Here is an 18,473-nt window from a genome sequence, read left to right on the forward strand (position 1 = left end):
AATTCCTCTCACTGAGAGGCTCACCCGATAACAAGAGGTTTTCTATAACTTTATAGAAAGCCTCTTTTATTTGTTATAATTCACCCAAATAGCTGTACCCCCTCCTTTGTGGTCGTAAATAGACTTAATAGTTCCCCAAGAGAAAGTGCGTTCCTTGCCTATATGTGTTGTAAGCCATTGGTCATAGTATTTTTCAGTCTGCAATTCGTATGCTTCACTCCAATCGTCCCACGAGGTTTGTTTTTCATTCTTCATTGCAAAACCTAAGAATTTTAGCTGTTCTCCTTCAAAACAAAGCGACACATTAAATAACTTCCCCTCAAAAGAACAATCGCTGAAATACAACCAATAATAGCCTGTCCCTACGTCCCATACTTTGTTATTAGGAAAACGTTCTCTAAGAATTGCAAAAGTAGTATCGGCAGTGATGGTCTCTCCTTTTATAAGAAGAAAATCGCCGTTTTTAATATTTATAAAAGAATCTAAAGTTTTCATATAGAACGCTATTTAGTGAGTACAAAGATATAATTTTTTGTTAATATTTTCAATACCCACAGAAAAATTAGTACCTTTGCCTCTCTAATATATATCAAATATGAATATAGCCATAGTGTGTTACCCTACCTTTGGGGGGAGTGGTGTTGTAGCTACCGAACTCGGGCTTGCCTTAGCTCGCAAAGGTCATCAGGTGCACTTTATCACGTATAGTTACCCCGTGCGTTTAGACTTCTTGGAGATGAACATTCACTTTCACGAAGTGCACGTAGAGGAATACCCCTTGTTTCACTACCAGCCTTACGAACTAGCATTGTCCAGCAAAATGGCTTATGTGATAAAAACCTATCACATAGATATTTTGCACGTGCATTACGCTATTCCGCACGCTTATGCAGGTTATATGGCTAAACAAATGCTCAAACGGGAAGGGATAGAAGTACCTATGGTAACGACCCTTCACGGCACCGATATTACCCTTGTGGGCAACCACCCTACTTACAAAGAGGCAGTCACGTTTAGCATTAACGAATCGGATATTGTAACTTCAGTGTCGGAGAGTTTGAAGCAAGATACTCTAAGACTTTTCCGTATAGATAAAGATATTAAGGTAATTCCTAACTTCACAAATATAAAAAAATCCAAAGAAACTTCTCCTTGCAAACGCACTGTAATGGCAAAGCCTGAGGAACTCATCGTTACACACATTAGTAATTTTAGGAAGGTAAAACGTATAGACGATGTGGTGAGAATTTTTTATGGCATTCAGCAGAAACTTCCCGCTAAGCTCATAATGGTAGGTGACGGACCTGAGCGCGAGATAGCCGACCAGCTCTGCAAGGATTTAGGCATCAAGAGCAAAGTGCTGTTTTTAGGTAATACTTCTGATATAGACCGCATTTTGTGTTTCACCGATTTATTCTTACTCCCTTCTGCCTCTGAGAGCTTTGGACTTTCGGCATTAGAAGCAATGGCAGCAGGCGTTCCGGTAGTATCGAGCAATACCGGAGGACTTCCAGAAGTGAATGAAGAGGGCGTATCGGGCTATCTGTGCCCCATAGGCGATGTAAAAGCAATGGCAGAGAAGGCTATTTACATACTTGAAGACAAAGCCCGATTGGCACAATTTAAACAGAACGCCCGCAAAGTAGCTGAACGTTTTGACGAGGAAAAAATAGTGCCAATGTATGAAGCACTTTATTATAGTGCTATCGGCAATGAATAGGGAAAGTGCCTTTGCGTTTTTTCTGTTAAAAATAGCTAAAACACCAATTTTTCTTCAAAATAAGACAGTAAAATATTTTTTAGCTCCAAATTTATAAAGTACTGAAAAACAGTACAACTAAACATTATCGTATCTTATAGGTAACTTATAGGAAACTCGAAGCTAAAGCGAAGGAAAGACGAACCTAAGACGAAGGAAAGACGAAGGAATGAGCTTACTATACTGAATATCAGAGGGAGATAAGACGATTTTAAAATATTGAATAAATTAAGGGTAAAACCTCAATTTTAACAGAAAAAATGCAACAGTAGCAATTCAGAGGTTTATGTTATATCATTTCGTTGTAAGGAACACAAGTACCAAAACCTTTGGAGGCAAAATAAGCGGGGGTATCTTCGGTTTCGGAAATGGCTAATACAAAATCACCTCCCCAAGCGCCCAAACTCTTCACTGTGCCGTTAAAATCGGAAAAAAGGCGTTCTTTAACGGTGGGCATACACAAGTAGTTGCTAATGAGGGTTTCGTGTTCGTTTAATATCTGACAAACATCGGTTACGGTGTGCGCTAAAACAAACTGTTCAGTAAGGCGAGTAATGCTCTCAGCAAGTTTGCGTTTACTTTTAGTTACTGACCGATAACGCGCAATTCCGTCCTTACTATTTTGTTTCTGATTGAGATAAACGAAGTAGATTTGATGCGTATGAGGAAAAAGAAAGCGCAAAGGGTAACTATGTGGTTTGCCTCCTTCCAACTTATACAGCAATGGGGTATTGCTTTTGGCACAAGCGATATCGTAACCACTGCCACCAAAACTCTTAAAAAGCAGTTCGTATGGATTTACGGCTGCCCACTGTGCTATATTGTTGATGAGTGTAGAGGAAGTGCCTAAGCCCCACAAACGAGGGAACTCTAAATGAGTTTGCACCTGAGAGTGTAGCCATTTATCTTTGAAATTGGGGTTGAGGTGAGTAGCCGTAGTGAGAATTTTTTGCAATGTTTGTGCTATTTGTTGGTCGGTTTCAGTAGTGAGTGTCGCACTGTCGAACCACAAATCACCGTTGGCATCAAAGGCTTGCCATCGGTTTTCGTTTGCTCCCTCTATTACCTTCAACGTCTGTCCTTTTTGGGTGGGTAAAGCAAAAGCGAGCGCCCCGTCGAGCACCGCATATTCGCCCGTAATGAGCAATTTACCATTACTATGAAAAGAATAAGTTTGTGTTACTCCCATATTTTTTATATCTTTGCACTCTGAAAGGACAAAAGTAATAATTATTTACAGATAAAAAATAGAACAATGAAAAAAATAAAACAACTTTTATGCGTGTTTGCCCTCGCATTTCCGTTTGTTACAGCGGCACAATCTATGCAAATAAGAATTGCCACTACCAGCGGAGATGAAGAAAGTTTCAGGAGCGCTGAAGAGCTTATGAAGACTAACTTTGCTAAGCTAAAAGAAGTTAGAATTTATAGCAATTCAAATAATGAAGTGCAAGTAAGTGAGGCTTTATTGAGAAGGCTTTTCAGTGAAGCACAGCAACTTGAAGTATTGGAAATAAAGGAAGTGGGGATAGCCTCTTTTCCTGAGCTAAGTGTTGAAAATAAAACACTAAAAGTATTGGTGTTACGCCTCAATAACCTCAGCAAATTACCTGAGAACATCGGCAGTCTTTCGGCTTTGCAAACTATAGATATCTATAACCCGATTACCGAAGTGCCTGCGTCACTTATGAACTTAAAACAGTTAGAAAATTTGAAGTTTGAAGGAGTTGAATTTACAGATTTCCCAGAGCAAGTGTTTGCTTTACCTAAGTTGAAATCACTTATCATCAGTCAGTTTGACACGAAGAACAAAATAAAAGTACTTCCTGATAACTTCGATAGGTTGCCACTACTTGAAGAACTATCGTTGCGCAATGCTGCGCTTAGCGAAGTACCTGCCTCAGTAGGACGTTTGCCAAAGTTAGAAAACGTATACTTCAATGCGAACAACCTCACTAAATTACCACAAGCATTGGCTGAAAATCCACGATTAACTTACGTGAATATCAACGACAATCCGCTTGATTTCAAACAGTTTATAAAATCGATAGAGAAAATACAGTGGAAGGGTGTTTTGTACATCAACAACCGTAATTTCACTACTCAGCAATACGAAGAAGTAGAAAAACGCTTGCCCAGAATAAGCGTATTCTACACTCAGAGAGAAGAATAAGTACTTTAAAATGTATTTCATTTTATGAAAGAAAAACCCATAAAAGTAGGAATTTCCATTGGTGATATGAACGGTATAGGGCTTGAAATTATCCTAAAAACCTTTGAAGACCACCAAATATTGGAATTGTGTACGCCTATTATTTTTGCTTCGAACAAGTTAGTTTCTTTTCAGAAGAAACATTTCAATACCACTGCCAATTTTCAAGGAATTGAGAGCGTGGAAGCTGCTATTGACGGCAAGCTAAATGTGCTAAACTGCTGGAAAGAAACACCTACGGTTACCTTCGGACAAGAAACCGAAGAAGGTGGCAAATATGCCTTTTTATCATTACAAGCTGCGGTGGAAGCATTAAAAAACAACAGTATTGATGTGCTGGTAACCGCTCCTATCAATAAGAACAACATACAGTCGGACGCGTTTCACTTCCCTGGTCACACCGATTATTTGGCACAAGAGCTCAACGGTACTAGCCTGATGTTTATGGTGAGCGAAGACCTGAAAGTGGGTTTACTTACTGACCACGTGCCTTTGAAAGAGGTTTCTTCTCTTATTACAGAAGCCCTCATTATGGAGAAAGCGCGCCTGATGAACGAATCACTCATTAAGGACTTCCGCTTACAACGCCCTAAAATAGCCGTATTGGGCATTAATCCACATTGCGGAGACAAAGGCGTGATAGGTAACGAAGATGACGAAGTGTTACGCCCAGCCTTGAAAAAGCTGTATTTCGATGAGAATATATTGGTATTTGGCCCTTTTGCTGCCGATAGTTTCTTCGGTTCACAAACCTACCGAAACTACGATGCGGTATTAGCACCTTACCACGACCAAGGGCTTATCGCGTTCAAAACCATTGCCTTTGGTAGTGGTGTGAACTATACAGCAGGACTTAGCAAAGTACGCACTTCGCCCGACCACGGTACGGCTTACGAAATAGCAGGCAAGGGTATTGCCGATCCTGAGTCGTTCCGTCACGCTATTTTCACTGCTTTAGATGTGTTTAGAAACCGTGAAGAATACGCTGAACTGACTAAGAACCCGCTAAAAGTGCGCTCTTTAGAAATGGACAAAGACAAATAATTACGAAATGAATATCAAAAAATTAGGAGCGATAGACATAGGGTCGAACGGGGTGAGATTGCTCATTTCGAACGTATTGGAAGAGCCTAACGAAGCTCCGAAATTTACCAAAGCCAGCTTGGTGCGCGTGCCTATCCGTTTGGGAGCTGATGTGTTTTTAGACGGACTCATCTCAGAAGAAAACACCGATAGATTGGCAGACACGATGCAAGCGTTCAGTTTGCTGATGAAAGTAAACCAAGTGGAAAAGTATCGCGCTTGTGCGACCTCGGCAATGCGAGAATCTACCAATGGGCAACAAGTAGCCGATGAGATATACAAACGTACAGGAGTGCGCATAGATATTATAGATGGCGCCGAAGAGGCGGGTATTATTGCTTCTACCGATATTTCAAGTTTAATACAAAAAGATAAAGATTACCTATACATAGACGTAGGCGGGGGTAGTACTGAGTTTACGGTCTTCTCGAAGGGGAAGGTAAAAAAGTCGCGTTCGTTCCCCATAGGTACAGTACGTTTATTAGACAACAAAGTAAGCAATAAAACGTGGGAAGAAGTAGAACACTGGATAAAAAAGCATACGAAAGACTGTGAGCATATAGAAGCCATTGGTTCAGGAGGGAACATCAACAAGATACACAAGAATTCCAACAGCAGAGAAGGAGAACCACTGAGCTATCAGTACCTCACCGATTACTATAATTATGTATCGGGATTTACTTACGATGAACGCATCAGGCTCTTAGGCTTTAATCCCGACCGTGCCGACGTAATTCTGTATGCACTTACAGTGTTCATCAATGCGATGAAATGGTCAGGAGCAGAAATTGTACACGTACCCCGTATTGGTCTTGCCGACGGGATTGTAAGGAGCATTTATAATGAAGAATAAGTGGTTTAAATTTTAATAGTTTGTAATAAAAAGTGAAAGAGCTTAATACGAATGATGTATTAAGCTCTTTCTTTTTACAATGAAAGTTAAACTAAACTCGGAAATTATTGCTTGGTAGAGGATAAGTACCCTCTACTAAAATACTACTATCTACATCTTGGAGGTTACGATGACCTGAAAAAGCCATAGTAGTATCCATTTCGTCATATAATATTTGCAAAGCACGTGTTACGCCTTCTTCGCCATAAGCACCGAGCCCATATACAGGAGCACGACCAAGCATAATACCTTTGGCTCCTAACGCCCACGCTTTGAGCATATTTTGCCCTGTATAGAAACCAGAGTCTATCCATACTTCGGTTTGGCTACCTACGGCACTTACAATATCGGGGAGTGCTTTGATAGTGGAAATAGTATCGTCCATTTGGCGACCACCGTGGTTAGACACAATAATCGCATCGGCACCATATTTTACAGCTTCGATAGCATCTTCAGGAGTCATAATACCCTTTAAGATGATAGGTCCCCCCACAATTCTTTAATTTCGGCGATATCTTTCCAACTAAGACTTGGGTCGAACTGCTCTTTTGTCCAAGAGGAAAGTGAAGAGAGGTCGGATACGTTTTTCGCGTGACCTGCAATATTGCGAAATGTCCAACGGCGATTGCCAAACACATAGCGCAACCCCCAAGGAATTTTAGTAGAAAGGTTAATCATATTAGGGATAGTGAACTTAGGAGGGGTGGAAAGTCCATTCTTGATATCGCGATGACGATTGCCGAGCACCTGCAAATCTACGGTTATCATTAAAGCAGAGCATTTAGCATCTTTAGCACGACGAATAAGGTCTTTCATAAAATCGCGGTCGCGCATTACATACAACTGAAACCAAAAGGGCTCTACTCCTGCTTCTACCAAATCTTCGATAGAGCAAATAGACATTGTAGAAAGCGTAAAGGGGATTCCAAATTTTTGAGCGGCTTTTGCCATATGGATTTCACCATCAGCCCACATCATTCCCATAAAGCCAACAGGAGCCGTCATAGCGGGAAACTTTACCTTCTGCCCTAAAAGAGTACTTTCGAGGGTACGGTTATCCATATCCACTAATATGCGTTGACGGAATTTAATAGGATTAAAATCGGAAACATTTTCTCTGTAAGTTGATTCAGTCCAAGAGCCGGTGTCTACATACTCATAGAACATCTTAGGGACGTTGCGTTTACACACCACACGCAAGTCCTCAATGTTTGTCATTTTAGTTAAATCTCTCATTTGGATAAGTTTTTTAAATTGATAATCTTAATACTTTTAAAGAAATAAATATTGTTTTCTTTTTCTAATTTGGTCGCAAATATAAACAATAATTTTGATTTAGCAACTTTTTCTTTTGAAAAAGTAAATTTACAATCAAAAAAATATTGCAAATAATCCGACAGACTACAAATGAGAACCTCTTTGAAGCACGATAGAACTTTCAATTTGTGAATTGACAATTATTTTCTATCTTTGCACCTTAAATTATTAGTTCGTTGTCTCTCGGTACAGACAACTCACAACTCATCACTAAAAACTAAACACTAAGAAACAAATGAAGAACATACGTAATTTCTGCATTATTGCACATATCGACCACGGGAAGAGTACCTTAGCCGACCGTTTGCTCGACTTTACCCAAACCGTAACCGAACGCGAAAAACAAGACCAATTGCTCGACAATATGGACTTGGAGCGGGAGCGCGGTATCACTATCAAGAGCCACGCAATACAAATGGAATATGTGTACAAAGGCGAAACGTATATTCTCAACCTTATTGATACCCCCGGTCACGTCGATTTCTCTTATGAGGTATCGCGCTCCATCGCTGCTTGCGAGGGGGCACTCCTGATCGTAGATGCTGCCCAAAGCATACAAGCACAGACAATTTCTAACCTCTACTTGGCTCTCGAAAACGACCTTGAAATCATTCCCGTACTCAACAAAATAGACCTACCCAGTGCTAACCCCGAAGAGGTGAAAGACGATATAGTAGACCTACTGGGCTGTTCGCCCGATGAGATTATCCCAGCCAGTGGTAAAACAGGTTTGGGCGTAGAGGCAATTTTAGAGGCTATTATAGAGCGTATTCCTGCCCCTACTGGCGACCCTAAGGCACCACTACAAGCGTTGATATTCGACTCGGTGTACAACTCTTTCCGCGGGGTGGAGACTTACTTCCGGGTGATGAACGGTGAAATACGCAAAGGGCAGAAAATCAAGTTTATGTCCAACGGCAAAATTTATGATGCGGACGAGGTGGGTACGCTTAAACTCAACCAAGTGCCCAAGCAAGTGATTGGCACCGGCGATGTGGGGTACCTTATCACCGGTATTAAGGACGCGCGTGAGGTAAAGGTAGGTGATACGATTACCTCGGCAGTAGACGGTTGTAAAGAAGCTATTGACGGCTTTGAGAACGTGAAACCAATGGTATTTGCAGGAATTTATCCGGTAGATACCGAAGATTACGAAGAGCTACGCACCTCAATGGAAAAACTCCAACTGAACGATGCCTCGCTGGTGTTTACCCCCGAAAGTTCTGCCGCTTTGGGCTTTGGCTTCCGCTGTGGATTCTTAGGAATGTTGCACTTAGAAATTGTACAAGAACGCTTGGAACGCGAGTTTAGTATGACCGTGATTACTACCGTGCCTAACGTAAGTTACCACGCCTTTACCAAAAAAGAACCCGAAAAAGCGATTATCGTAAATAACCCTTCTGACCTACCCGACCCGTCGAAATTAGACCGTGTGGAAGAGCCATATATCAAAGCGAGCATCATTACCAAGTCCGATTTTATAGGACAGGTGATGTCGCTCTGTATTGAGAAACGCGGACAGATAACCAACCAGCACTACCTCACCCCTGAGCGTGTAGAGCTGAACTTTGATATGCCACTTGCCGAAATCGTGTTCGACTTCTACGACCGACTTAAAACAGTGAGCAAGGGCTATGCTTCGTTTGACTATTCGCCTATTGGGATGCGTGCTTCTAACCTTGTGAAAGTGGATATCCTTATCAACTCACAATCGGTAGATGCGCTCTCTGCCCTTATCCACGCCGATAATGCTTATAATATAGGCAAAAAGATGTGTGAGAAGTTACGCGAGCTGATACCGCGCCAGCAGTTTGACATTCCGATACAAGCCGCTATTGGGGCTAAAATCATCTCCCGCGAGACTATCAAAGCCTTGCGCAAAGACGTTACCGCTAAATGTTACGGGGGGGATATCTCGCGTAAGCGTAAGCTACTGGAGAAACAGAAAGCTGGTAAAAAACGTATGCGCCAAGTGGGGAACGTAGAGATACCACAGAGTGCGTTTATGGCGGTGTTGAAGTTGAATGATTGACCGTAGCACGGTCGGGCGGTTGCTTTGGTAAAGAGTTAAGAATAAAATCTAACAAATGAAAGTATGAACACAGACAAACCAAAGAATACAAAGAGTATTGAAAAGATAACATATATAGAAAATGTAAGTCAGTTTTTAGAACTGATAAGGAATATAGGGAATATAGAAGATGAAAAAACTTTATTCTATAGAGGACACTCTGATATAATTTATGAATTAAAACCTTATGTTTATCGAGAAGAAAAGTTTATTATAAATGAGCATAACATTTATAGAGATGTGATTTCTAAAGTACCTTATGATTTTAGCGGCAAGAGTGCTATAGAGTCATTAGCTTTAATGCAACATTATGGTGCCCCTACACGATTATTAGACTTAACAACCAATGCTTTAGTAGCTTTGTATTTTGCTTGTGAAAAATCTAAAAAATTTAAAAGAGAAATAGATAAGAAAGGGAAACCTAAATTCAATAAGGAAGGAAAGCCTCTTTATAAAGAAGATAATATAGATGGAGAGGTTATAATCCTTAATATTCCTAACGAAAATATTCGCTACTTTGATAGTGATAGAATTGCTGTTTTAGCTAATCTTGCTAAATGCAAAGAAGATTTTTTCTACAAAAATGAGAATTACTATCATCTCAAAAACTATGTAAATGAAGTAGAAAAAGAAAAAAACAAAAATCACATAGAATCTTGTGATAGTAAATTAGAAGAGTCATTAGATTCGATAGACAATTACATAACAGATAAAAATTTCTATCTATATCCAAATGAAATAAAAGAATGTATCAATAATATAATAAGAGATAAATTCCAGTCCTCTTGTGATGAAGAAAAAAAACAATTAATATACATTTTACTTAAAAAACTTGAGAAGAAAACAGAAGATCTCTTATGGAAAGAAAGAGAGCATATTAATGAAAATTTTTTTGGGGAACTATTACACTTCATAAAAGAAGATAAATCTTATTTTCAGAACATAATTAATCCTGATGATGTAGGAAGTGTTTTCGCAATTAAGCCTAAGTTAGACAACCCACGTATAATAAGACAACAAGGAACATTTTTAATCTTTGGAATTGAAGATACTCATTTAACAATAGACCCTAAAGAAAAGCCTTTAAAGAAAATGGCAAAAGTTCCTTCTGAATGGGTAATAAGAGGAAAAGTAGAAATTGAAGAAAACGAATTTGATAACTTAGGAACAGATACTTCTTCTAAGTCTGATAAGCAGGTAGAGGTCAAAGAGAGATTAATAATTAAAAGTTCAGATAAGGAACAGATTATAAGAGAATTAGATAAATTAGGAATAAATGAAAGCTCTTTATTTCCTGAAATAGATAAAGTAGCTGATTATATTAAAGAAAAGTATACTCAAAAGGGAAACAAATAATTAACCATTTAAATTTATATTTTATGCCAGTAAAATTTAATGTAGTAGAGCGTAAGAATCTGTTAGATAAAACAGCGGCTCCCAAGTTTTATGCCAGTGCCAAAGCCAATGGCGAAGTCTCTTTGAAGGCACTTGCCAAAGAAATTGCACAGGGTAGCACCACCGTATCGGATACCGATGTGTTGGCTGTACTTAACGACCTTACCAAAGTGCTCATTAGGCACCTATCGGAAGGCAAAATCGTAAAGTTGGGCGACTTTGGTAACTTCCAAATTACCCTTACCAGCGAGGGCGCTCCGACCGCCGAGAAGTTCACAGCTTCGCTCATCAAGGGCAACAAAATTCAATTCCGCCCAGGTGCCGACCTCCGCGAGATGCTCAAAACCGTTAATTACGAAAAATACAAGAAGTAGCACCCCGTATCACACCGATATATATGCGTGAGCCTACGGGTATATACCTATGGGCTCACGGGTATATACTGGTAACGCGATGGGTATATACTGGTAACGCGATGGGTATATACCTGTGAAGTGATGGGTATATATCTGTGAAGTAACGAGTGTATCAACGGCTAATAAAATTTAATGAAATAAAAAATTATATTATAATTTTATCTATAAAGAATCATTATTTTCAGTATAAGCCACGTGATACTTTAAATGTAGTAAAGTTGAAAAAGGCTAATTCAAAAAAGACTTTTATATAGAGCTTTAAACTTACATAAATACTTTTAGAAATGAGAATTATTAAAAGAAATAAGCATTATACTTCTATAGGTAGCTCTCTATTAGAGAAAAATAGAAATAAAAAAATATCAATCAACAAAAAAATGATTGGGGTCTAATAAGTCTTATCTCTGTACCTATTTTTATATTTATAGGTTTTATATATTTAACTTCTTTTTTAGGTGAGTTTGGTATTTCTTATGAAATGTATTTTAAGATTAGTGATTGCATAAATTTCCTTTATATAAAATCACTATTATACTATTTTCTAATATCATTTGTAATACTTTTTTGCACTCCATTTTTAGCTTTTCTTATTCAGATGGGCAAGAATAATGTAAGGAATAAAATAAATATTATAAAGGCAGTCTTATTAATACTTATTCTTTTATTTTGCTTGTTTATTTTATACAAGTCTAATTTTCTATCATTGCAAAGTACAGGAATAATAGCCCTAGTTATTGTATTTATTGTTATAATATGGTTCTTTTTAGATAGTACTTTTGCTATTATAATAGGAATAGCTATTTTTTCTGTCTCTTCATATATGATAGGAATAGAAGAGGCAAAAGAGGTTAAAAAAGGACGAAAGACATTTAATATAGTATTAAAAAATAATGATACTATCTTAAGAGATAATGACCCTAATAGATATTTCATCTATAAAACAACAGATTTTATATTTCTCATACAGGAAGATACTATAAAACAAGAAAAGAATGGCGTTGAGAAATATTATTTTAGAAGAAAATATATAACTAAACCAGTTTCTGAAATACAAGAAATATCTTCTGTTACTGATACTACACTATTATTATAATCACTTTTAATAAACATACACTTAGCAAAATCATACACTATGGACTTTTTAACAGGAAAACCACTATCGGATACTATTTACGATACCCTTTTTAAGGCGGAAAAGGAGCTTATTATCATTTCGCCTTATATTCAGCTGGGGGATTACCTCAAAGACAATGTTTTTAAACAGCTTTTAAACAACATCAAACTGCATATACTCATTGGGTTTGGTAAAAGTACCTCTAATGGAGGAGAAAATTGTAAGCGTGAAGATATTGAGTACTTCTTGGGCTTCCCGAATATCACAATGGTGTATATTCCACAGTTACACGGACAATATTATGCCAACGAAAAGCAATCGGTGATTACCTCTATGAACCTTTTGGATTACTCGCTGGAAAACAAGGTAGAGTTTGGCGTACTCGCCGAAAAAGCCCTCACCGACCTTGTAAACAAAAACAATTTCTTCGAAACTTCCAAAAACACCATTATGAGTGTACTCGACAGCGGTTACACTATCTTTGCCAAACGTCCTAACTACAACAAGAAGTTTTTAGGTCTGGCGAAAGACTATGTGGGCTCTACTGTGCATTTGGATTTGGTAGACGATGTATTGTCTAACAGAGGGGTGAAGCCTATCCGCTACTCCTCTTTTGTACCCGAAAATTACGCAAATGCCGAGAACAGACCACTCGCAGAACACGAGCCTACCCCTGAAAGAGCTGTAGAAACCGAAACACCTCAGGAAAATGCTGTACAAGAAGAGAAAAAAGGACACTGTATTCGTTGTAATACCGCTATTCCTTTTGACCCTTCAAAGCCTTTGTGCGACAGCTGTTATGAAGCGTGGGTGAAGTTCGGCAACCGTTTCTACGAAGAGAAGTACTGCCATTGCTGTGGAGAGGAGAAGAAAGTAACGGTAGCGACACCTTTATGTTATAATTGTTTTTCAAAACAATTGTAAGCAAAGGAGACAGATATTTATTTTTTGGATATGAATAATTTTTAATACTTTTGCACATCTAAAAACGAAAGTAAACTTTATGGAAGAAATTAGATATGACGAGGATAGTATCCGCTCTTTGGACTGGCAAGAACACATTCGTACACGCCCTGGTATGTATATCGGGAAGCTGGGCGATGGCTCTTCAGCCGACGACGGTATTTACATCCTTCTCAAAGAGGTCATCGATAACTGTATAGACGAGTTCGTGATGGGAGCTGGTAAGACCATCGACGTAAAAATCACCGATAACCAAGTAGAAGTACGCGACTATGGGCGCGGTATTCCCTTAGGAAAGGTAGTAGATGTAGTATCGAAAATGAATACGGGGGGTAAGTACGACTCCCGAGCTTTTAAGAAATCTATCGGACTCAATGGGGTAGGTACAAAAGCTGTGAATGCCCTTTCTACCTACTTCAAAGTGGAATCGGTGCGCGATGGTCAGTCTAAATCGGCTATTTTTGAGAGAGGTCTACTAAAAGAAGAAAGCGCTATTGAAGAAAGCCAAAAAAGACGCGGTACCAGCGTAACTTTTATTCCAGACGACACTATCTTTAAGAACTTCAAGTTCCGTAATGAGTATGTGGTGCGTATGCTCAAAAACTACGTATACCTGAACCCGGGACTTACTATCAACTACAATGGTGAAAAGTACTATTCTGAAAACGGACTCAAAGACCTCCTTACCGAAAACAACAATGAAGAGGATTTTCTTTACCCTATCATTCACCTTAGAGGTGAAGATATTGAGATTGCCATATCTCACAGCAAAACTCAGTACAGCGAGGAGTATTACTCTTTTGTAAACGGTCAGAATACTACACAAGGGGGTACGCACCTCAATGCTTTCAAAGAGGCTTATGTAAAGACCATTCGCGACTTCTATAAAAAGAACTATGATGCCTCCGATGTGCGTAAGTCTATCATCGCAGGTCTCTCAATCAAAGTGATGGAACCTGTGTTTGAGAGCCAAACGAAAACCAAGCTCGGTTCTACCGAAATGGGAGAAGGAATGCCTTCTGTACGCACCTATATCAATGATTTCATCAGTCGCCACTTAGATGATTTCCTACATAAAAACCCTGAGATATCCGATGCGCTACAACGGAAGATTATGCAGGCACAACGCGAACGTGAAGACTTGGCAGGTATTCGCAAATTAGCTAAAGAAAGAGCTAAAAAAGCAAGCTTACACAATCGTAAACTACGCGACTGTCGCGTGCACCTCACCGATACCAAAGACGAGCGTGCCCTACAAAGTACCTTGTTCATTACTGAGGGAGATTCAGCTTCGGGCTCTATTACCAAATCGCGTGATGTAACCACACAAGCCGTTTTCTCACTACGTGGTAAACCTTTGAATACCTACGGAATGAGTAAGAAAATAGTGTATGAAAATGAAGAGTTCAACCTATTACAAGCCGCCCTAAATATTGAAGACTCTATGGACGACCTTCGCTACAATAACATCGTGGTAGCCACCGATGCTGATGTAGACGGTATGCACATTCGTCTTTTGCTTATCACTTTCTTTTTGCAGTTCTTCCCCGAAATCATCAAAGAAGGGCACTTATATATACTGCAAACACCTCTATTCCGTGTGCGCAACAAAACGCAAAAAATATATTGTTACAGCGAAGAAGAAAAGGAAGCAGCCATAGACAAGTTAAAAGGCAAACCTGAAATTACTCGTTTCAAAGGATTGGGAGAAATCTCTCCCGATGAGTTTAAAGATTTTATAGGAGAAGATATACGCTTAGACCCTGTAATGATGGACAAAACTATCCATACCGAACAGCTCTTGGAGTTCTATATGGGCAAAAACACTCCTGACCGTCAAGAGTTTATCATCAACAATCTAAAAGTAGAAATTGATAACTTCGAGCAATGAAGATAACAGCTCAAATAAAAGAACCTATCCGTGAAGAAATGGAACTCTTTGAACAGAAGTTCCGTAGCTCGATGTCGTCTAAGGTTGCCTTACTGAATCGTATTACCTACTATATTGTAAATCGCAAAGGCAAGCAAATGCGACCGATGTTTGTGTTCTTAGTAGCTAAGATGGTATCGGGAGGTAAGGTGAGCGAACGCACCTATCGGGGAGCATCGGTAATAGAGCTCATACACACTGCTACCCTTGTACACGATGATGTAGTGGACGACAGCAACAAGCGCCGAGGGTTCTTCTCAATCAATGCCTTATGGAAAAACAAAATAGCTGTATTGGTGGGTGACTACCTACTTTCCAAAGGCTTACTACTCTCTATAGACAATGGTGATTTCGACCTATTACGTATTATCTCGGTAGCCGTACGTGAAATGAGTGAAGGCGAACTCTTGCAGATAGAAAAAGCTCGCCGGTTAGATATTGTAGAAGAGGTGTACTACGAGATTATCCGTCAGAAAACCGCGACGCTTATAGCCGCTTGTTGTGCGATGGGAGCTTGTTCGGTACAGCCAGAACAAACCGAAGTGATAGAGAAAATGAGACTCTTTGGCGAATACATAGGAATGGCTTTCCAAATAAAAGACGACCTTTTTGATTATACCGAAGACGCAATTGGCAAACCTACGGGTATAGATATTAAAGAACAAAAAATGACCCTACCACTTATTTATGTACTCAATACTTGTTCTGAAGAAGAAAAACAATGGCTTATCAATTCGGTAAAAAAATACAACAAAGACAAAAAACGCGTAAAGGAAGTAATTGAATTTGTAAAGAATCATAAAGGGCTGGAATACGCTACGAATAAAATGAAAGAGTTCCAACAAAAAGCCCTAAATATATTGGATGAATTCCCAACCTCACCTTATAAAGAAGCCTTAACCCTAATGGTAAATTACGTGATTGATAGGAAAATTTAAGTTAGGTAAGAGGTAACATTCAGTATATAGATAATATTGTATAGTTTATCTATTAAAAAAGTTTTCTTATGACAATTTTTGCTCTTGTGGGTCGTAATATTGGCTATTCTTTTTCTCGAAAATATTTCACTGAGAAATTTAAACGAGAAGGTATTAATGATTGTGAATATATCAATTTTGATATACAAGATCTCAATGAATTACCCGCTCTCTTAAAAAGCACTCCCAATTTACGAGGAATGAATGTTACCATTCCGTATAAACGAGAAGTAATGAAGCTACTTACTGCCGTTGATGCTACTGCACAAGCCATTGGAGCTGTAAATACTATAAAAGTTACTCCTGATGGACTCGTCGGCTATAATACCGACTACTATGGCTTTAGCAAATCATTATCTCTCTTATTGCAACCAGAGCATACTCACGCTCTTATCTTAGGCACGGGAGGTGCATCGAGTGCTGTTGCTTATGCACTCAAACAACTAAATATTGATTATCGTTTTGTATCCTGCACACCACAGATAAATCAGTTTACTTACGCAGAACTTACCAAAGAGATTATAGAAAATTATCATCTTATTATTAACTGTACTCCTTTAGGTACATTTCCTAATATTAACGACTGTCCTCCTATTCCTTATCAGCATCTCACTCCTGAGCACTTACTTTATGACCTTATTTATAATCCTTCACAAACTACATTTCTACACAGAGGGGAAAAGCAGGGAGCTATTATTTGTAATGGGCAACTAATGTTAGAACTTCAAGCTGAAAAAGCGTGGGAAATATGGAATAAAGAATAAAAAGCAGAGAGTTTTTTATTTTTCTCCCATCATTATGCAATAAGGACGACGTATTTTCTTGCCACTCTTAGAAACAAGTGTTTCTTCAAAAGTATACTCTTTGATATTCTTAAACCCTATGTGTAAGAGTATCTTTCGCACTTCGGGAACAGTATAAAACTTAAATCCCACTTGTGCAAAAGGAGCTTTCTCTCCTACTGACTTATCAATAAAAGTAATCACTACCTTTCCCATAGGCTTGAGCAACTGATAAATATTGCGATAATAGCGAGTAGGGCTTTTAAGAAAGTAAAGTGTATTGACTGAAAAGCAAACATCAAAAAGTATATTAAACTCAAGTCTCTCATCCGGTTGTACTTGCAGAAAAGAAACAGATTGTTGCGCTACCAATTCGGGATTGCTTACAGTAGCCTCAGTTATCATTTCCCCAGAAGTTTCTACTCCTGTATAGTGAATGGTTGGCTCTTTTTCAAATAAATAAGGTAAATGGCTGGCATTGCCAAAGCCAATTTCTAAAACATTGCTATTGGGCAAAAGTGATAAATAATCAATAGTATTGAAAATCATAGTGCGATTGGAAAAGAAAGTATATTCACCTACTTCTTTTGCATATATTCCGCTAGGGCAACGCAATAACTGTCCTAAAAGTTGCATATCGGTTACTGGAGGATTCATTATTTCTATTTAGTATTTCAAATAGTTAGACGGCAAAGGTACATTTTTTTCGCATAATAGTTTGCACAGTTATACAAAAGGAAGTACTTTTACCGCTTCAAAAATAACCACCTTTTGGTTATTAATATATCATTTTAATTATATTATCTATAAGATTATGAAGATATTAGTATGTATCAGTAGCGTCCCCGACACTACTTCGAAAATAAATTTTACTGATGAAAATAAGAAGTTTGACCCTACAGGAGTGCAGTTTATCATCAATCCTAACGATGAATTCTGCCTCACTAAGGCAATCTTACTTAAAGAAAAGTTAGGCGCTACTATCACCCTTGTGAATGTAGGCACTCAAGAAACAGAACCCGTATTGCGCAAGGCTTCCGCCATTGGTGCTGACGATATTATCCGTATTGATGCCACTCCTACTGATGCTTTTTTTGTAGCTACTCAGTTGGCTAAAGTAGCTAAAGAGGAAAATTACGACCTTATCATTACAGGAAAGGAATCTATTGATTATAACGGCGGAATGGTGGGAGGATTTTTGGCAGGATTACTAAATCTACCCTTTATCAACAAATGCATAGGTTTAGATATCAATGGGACAGAGGTAACAGCTGAACGAGAAATAGACGGCGGTAAGGAAAAACTCTCCGCAACTCTTCCGTTAGTAATTGCGGGACAAAAAGGACTTACCCAAGAGAAAGACCTTCGTATACCAAATATGCGCAACCTAATGGCAGCTCGCACTAAAGTAATTACCGTGTTGCCTGCTGAAAATACAGATACGAAAGTAACAACCATAGGTTTTGAGAAACTTCCTGCCAAAAAACCTGTAAAAATGGTATCGGCTGATGATTTAGATACTCTTATCGATTTATTACACAACGAAGCTAAAGTAATTTAAT

At 38.7% G+C, this 18,473-nt stretch carries 16 protein-coding genes and 1 pseudogene; 13 read left to right on the plus strand and 4 right to left on the minus strand.

Annotated elements, in window-relative coordinates; translation table 11 throughout:
* Positions 1 to 66: 66 nt before the first annotated feature.
* The gene (locus AM608_RS02895) at positions 67 to 495 is read right to left on the minus strand and encodes a hypothetical protein (protein ID WP_053580704.1); all 429 of its coding nucleotides are present in this window, start codon (positions 493 to 495) and stop codon (positions 67 to 69) included.
* A 100-nt stretch (positions 496 to 595) separates the two neighbouring features.
* Here AM608_RS02895 and bshA point away from each other — a divergent pair, with 100 nt between their 5' ends.
* On the plus strand, positions 596 to 1,720 hold the full coding sequence (gene bshA, locus AM608_RS02900; RefSeq protein ID WP_053580705.1) for an N-acetyl-alpha-D-glucosaminyl L-malate synthase BshA: 1,125 nt from the start codon (positions 596 to 598) through the stop codon (positions 1,718 to 1,720).
* Between the two features lie 328 nt (positions 1,721 to 2,048).
* Here the strand turns inward: bshA and AM608_RS02905 are convergent, their stop codons facing one another.
* The gene (locus AM608_RS02905) at positions 2,049 to 2,948 is read right to left on the minus strand and encodes a GYDIA family GHMP kinase (protein WP_053580706.1); all 900 of its coding nucleotides are present in this window, start codon (positions 2,946 to 2,948) and stop codon (positions 2,049 to 2,051) included.
* Between the two features lie 66 nt (positions 2,949 to 3,014).
* Between AM608_RS02905 and AM608_RS02910 the strand changes: the two genes are divergently transcribed.
* Genes AM608_RS02910 through AM608_RS02920 form a run of 3 tightly spaced genes read left to right on the plus strand, consistent with a single transcriptional unit; the run spans position 3,015 to position 5,907 of the window.
* A complete protein-coding gene (locus tag AM608_RS02910) occupies positions 3,015 to 3,932 on the plus strand; it encodes a leucine-rich repeat domain-containing protein (protein WP_053580707.1) in 918 nt (305 codons plus the stop codon).
* A gap of 24 nt (positions 3,933 to 3,956) precedes the next feature.
* Positions 3,957 to 5,015, plus strand: coding sequence for a 4-hydroxythreonine-4-phosphate dehydrogenase PdxA (pdxA, locus tag AM608_RS02915; protein ID WP_048748041.1), 1,059 nt, complete (start codon positions 3,957 to 3,959; stop codon positions 5,013 to 5,015).
* A 7-nt stretch (positions 5,016 to 5,022) separates the two neighbouring features.
* Positions 5,023 to 5,907 (plus strand): Ppx/GppA phosphatase family protein, encoded by an 885-nt coding sequence (locus AM608_RS02920; RefSeq protein ID WP_053580708.1) that lies wholly within the window; start codon positions 5,023 to 5,025, stop codon positions 5,905 to 5,907.
* Positions 5,908 to 5,998: 91 nt separating this feature from the next.
* On the opposite strand, the pseudogene AM608_RS02925 reads toward AM608_RS02920, so the two are convergent.
* Positions 5,999 to 7,182: pseudogene (locus AM608_RS02925) on the minus strand (L-lactate dehydrogenase).
* A gap of 316 nt (positions 7,183 to 7,498) precedes the next feature.
* Between AM608_RS02925 and lepA the strand changes: the two are divergent.
* The 8 genes from lepA to AM608_RS02965 all read left to right on the plus strand — a co-directional run bounded on the left by lepA (position 7,499) and on the right by AM608_RS02965 (position 16,893).
* The gene (lepA, locus tag AM608_RS02930) at positions 7,499 to 9,295 is read left to right on the plus strand and encodes a translation elongation factor 4 (RefSeq protein WP_053580709.1); all 1,797 of its coding nucleotides are present in this window, start codon (positions 7,499 to 7,501) and stop codon (positions 9,293 to 9,295) included.
* 63 nt (positions 9,296 to 9,358) lie between these two features.
* Positions 9,359 to 10,690, plus strand: coding sequence for an FRG domain-containing protein (locus AM608_RS02935; RefSeq protein WP_053580710.1), 1,332 nt, complete (start codon positions 9,359 to 9,361; stop codon positions 10,688 to 10,690).
* 23 nt (positions 10,691 to 10,713) lie between these two features.
* Positions 10,714 to 11,103, plus strand: a complete 390-nt coding sequence (locus AM608_RS02940; RefSeq protein WP_053580711.1) for an HU family DNA-binding protein — start codon at positions 10,714 to 10,716, stop codon at positions 11,101 to 11,103.
* A gap of 745 nt (positions 11,104 to 11,848) precedes the next feature.
* Positions 11,849 to 12,238 (plus strand): hypothetical protein, encoded by a 390-nt coding sequence (locus AM608_RS02945; RefSeq protein ID WP_157466234.1) that lies wholly within the window; start codon positions 11,849 to 11,851, stop codon positions 12,236 to 12,238.
* 39 nt (positions 12,239 to 12,277) lie between these two features.
* Positions 12,278 to 13,183, plus strand: a complete 906-nt coding sequence (locus AM608_RS02950) for a hypothetical protein (protein WP_053580713.1) — start codon at positions 12,278 to 12,280, stop codon at positions 13,181 to 13,183.
* 79 nt (positions 13,184 to 13,262) lie between these two features.
* Positions 13,263 to 15,113 carry a DNA topoisomerase IV subunit B gene (locus AM608_RS02955; RefSeq protein WP_053580714.1) on the plus strand — a complete coding sequence of 617 codons (1,851 nt, stop codon included), beginning with the start codon at positions 13,263 to 13,265 and terminating at the stop codon, positions 15,111 to 15,113.
* Positions 15,110 to 16,090, plus strand: coding sequence for a polyprenyl synthetase family protein (locus AM608_RS02960; protein ID WP_053580715.1), 981 nt, complete (start codon positions 15,110 to 15,112; stop codon positions 16,088 to 16,090). Before AM608_RS02955 ends, AM608_RS02960 begins: the two co-directional genes overlap by 4 nt.
* Positions 16,091 to 16,158: 68 nt before the next feature.
* Positions 16,159 to 16,893 (plus strand): shikimate dehydrogenase, encoded by a 735-nt coding sequence (locus AM608_RS02965; RefSeq protein ID WP_053580716.1) that lies wholly within the window; start codon positions 16,159 to 16,161, stop codon positions 16,891 to 16,893.
* Between the two features lie 15 nt (positions 16,894 to 16,908).
* Here the strand turns inward: AM608_RS02965 and AM608_RS02970 are convergent, their stop codons facing one another.
* Positions 16,909 to 17,568, minus strand: coding sequence for a trans-aconitate 2-methyltransferase (locus AM608_RS02970; protein WP_053580717.1), 660 nt, complete (start codon positions 17,566 to 17,568; stop codon positions 16,909 to 16,911).
* 157 nt (positions 17,569 to 17,725) lie between these two features.
* On the opposite strand from AM608_RS02970, the gene AM608_RS02975 reads away from it, so the two are divergent.
* On the plus strand, positions 17,726 to 18,472 hold the full coding sequence (locus AM608_RS02975; RefSeq protein ID WP_053581821.1) for an electron transfer flavoprotein subunit beta/FixA family protein: 747 nt from the start codon (positions 17,726 to 17,728) through the stop codon (positions 18,470 to 18,472).
* The last annotated feature ends 1 nt before the right edge of the window (position 18,473 follow it).

Source organism: Capnocytophaga sp. oral taxon 323 (genome assembly GCF_001278825.1).
Lineage (GTDB): Bacteria > Bacteroidota > Bacteroidia > Flavobacteriales > Flavobacteriaceae > Capnocytophaga > Capnocytophaga ochracea.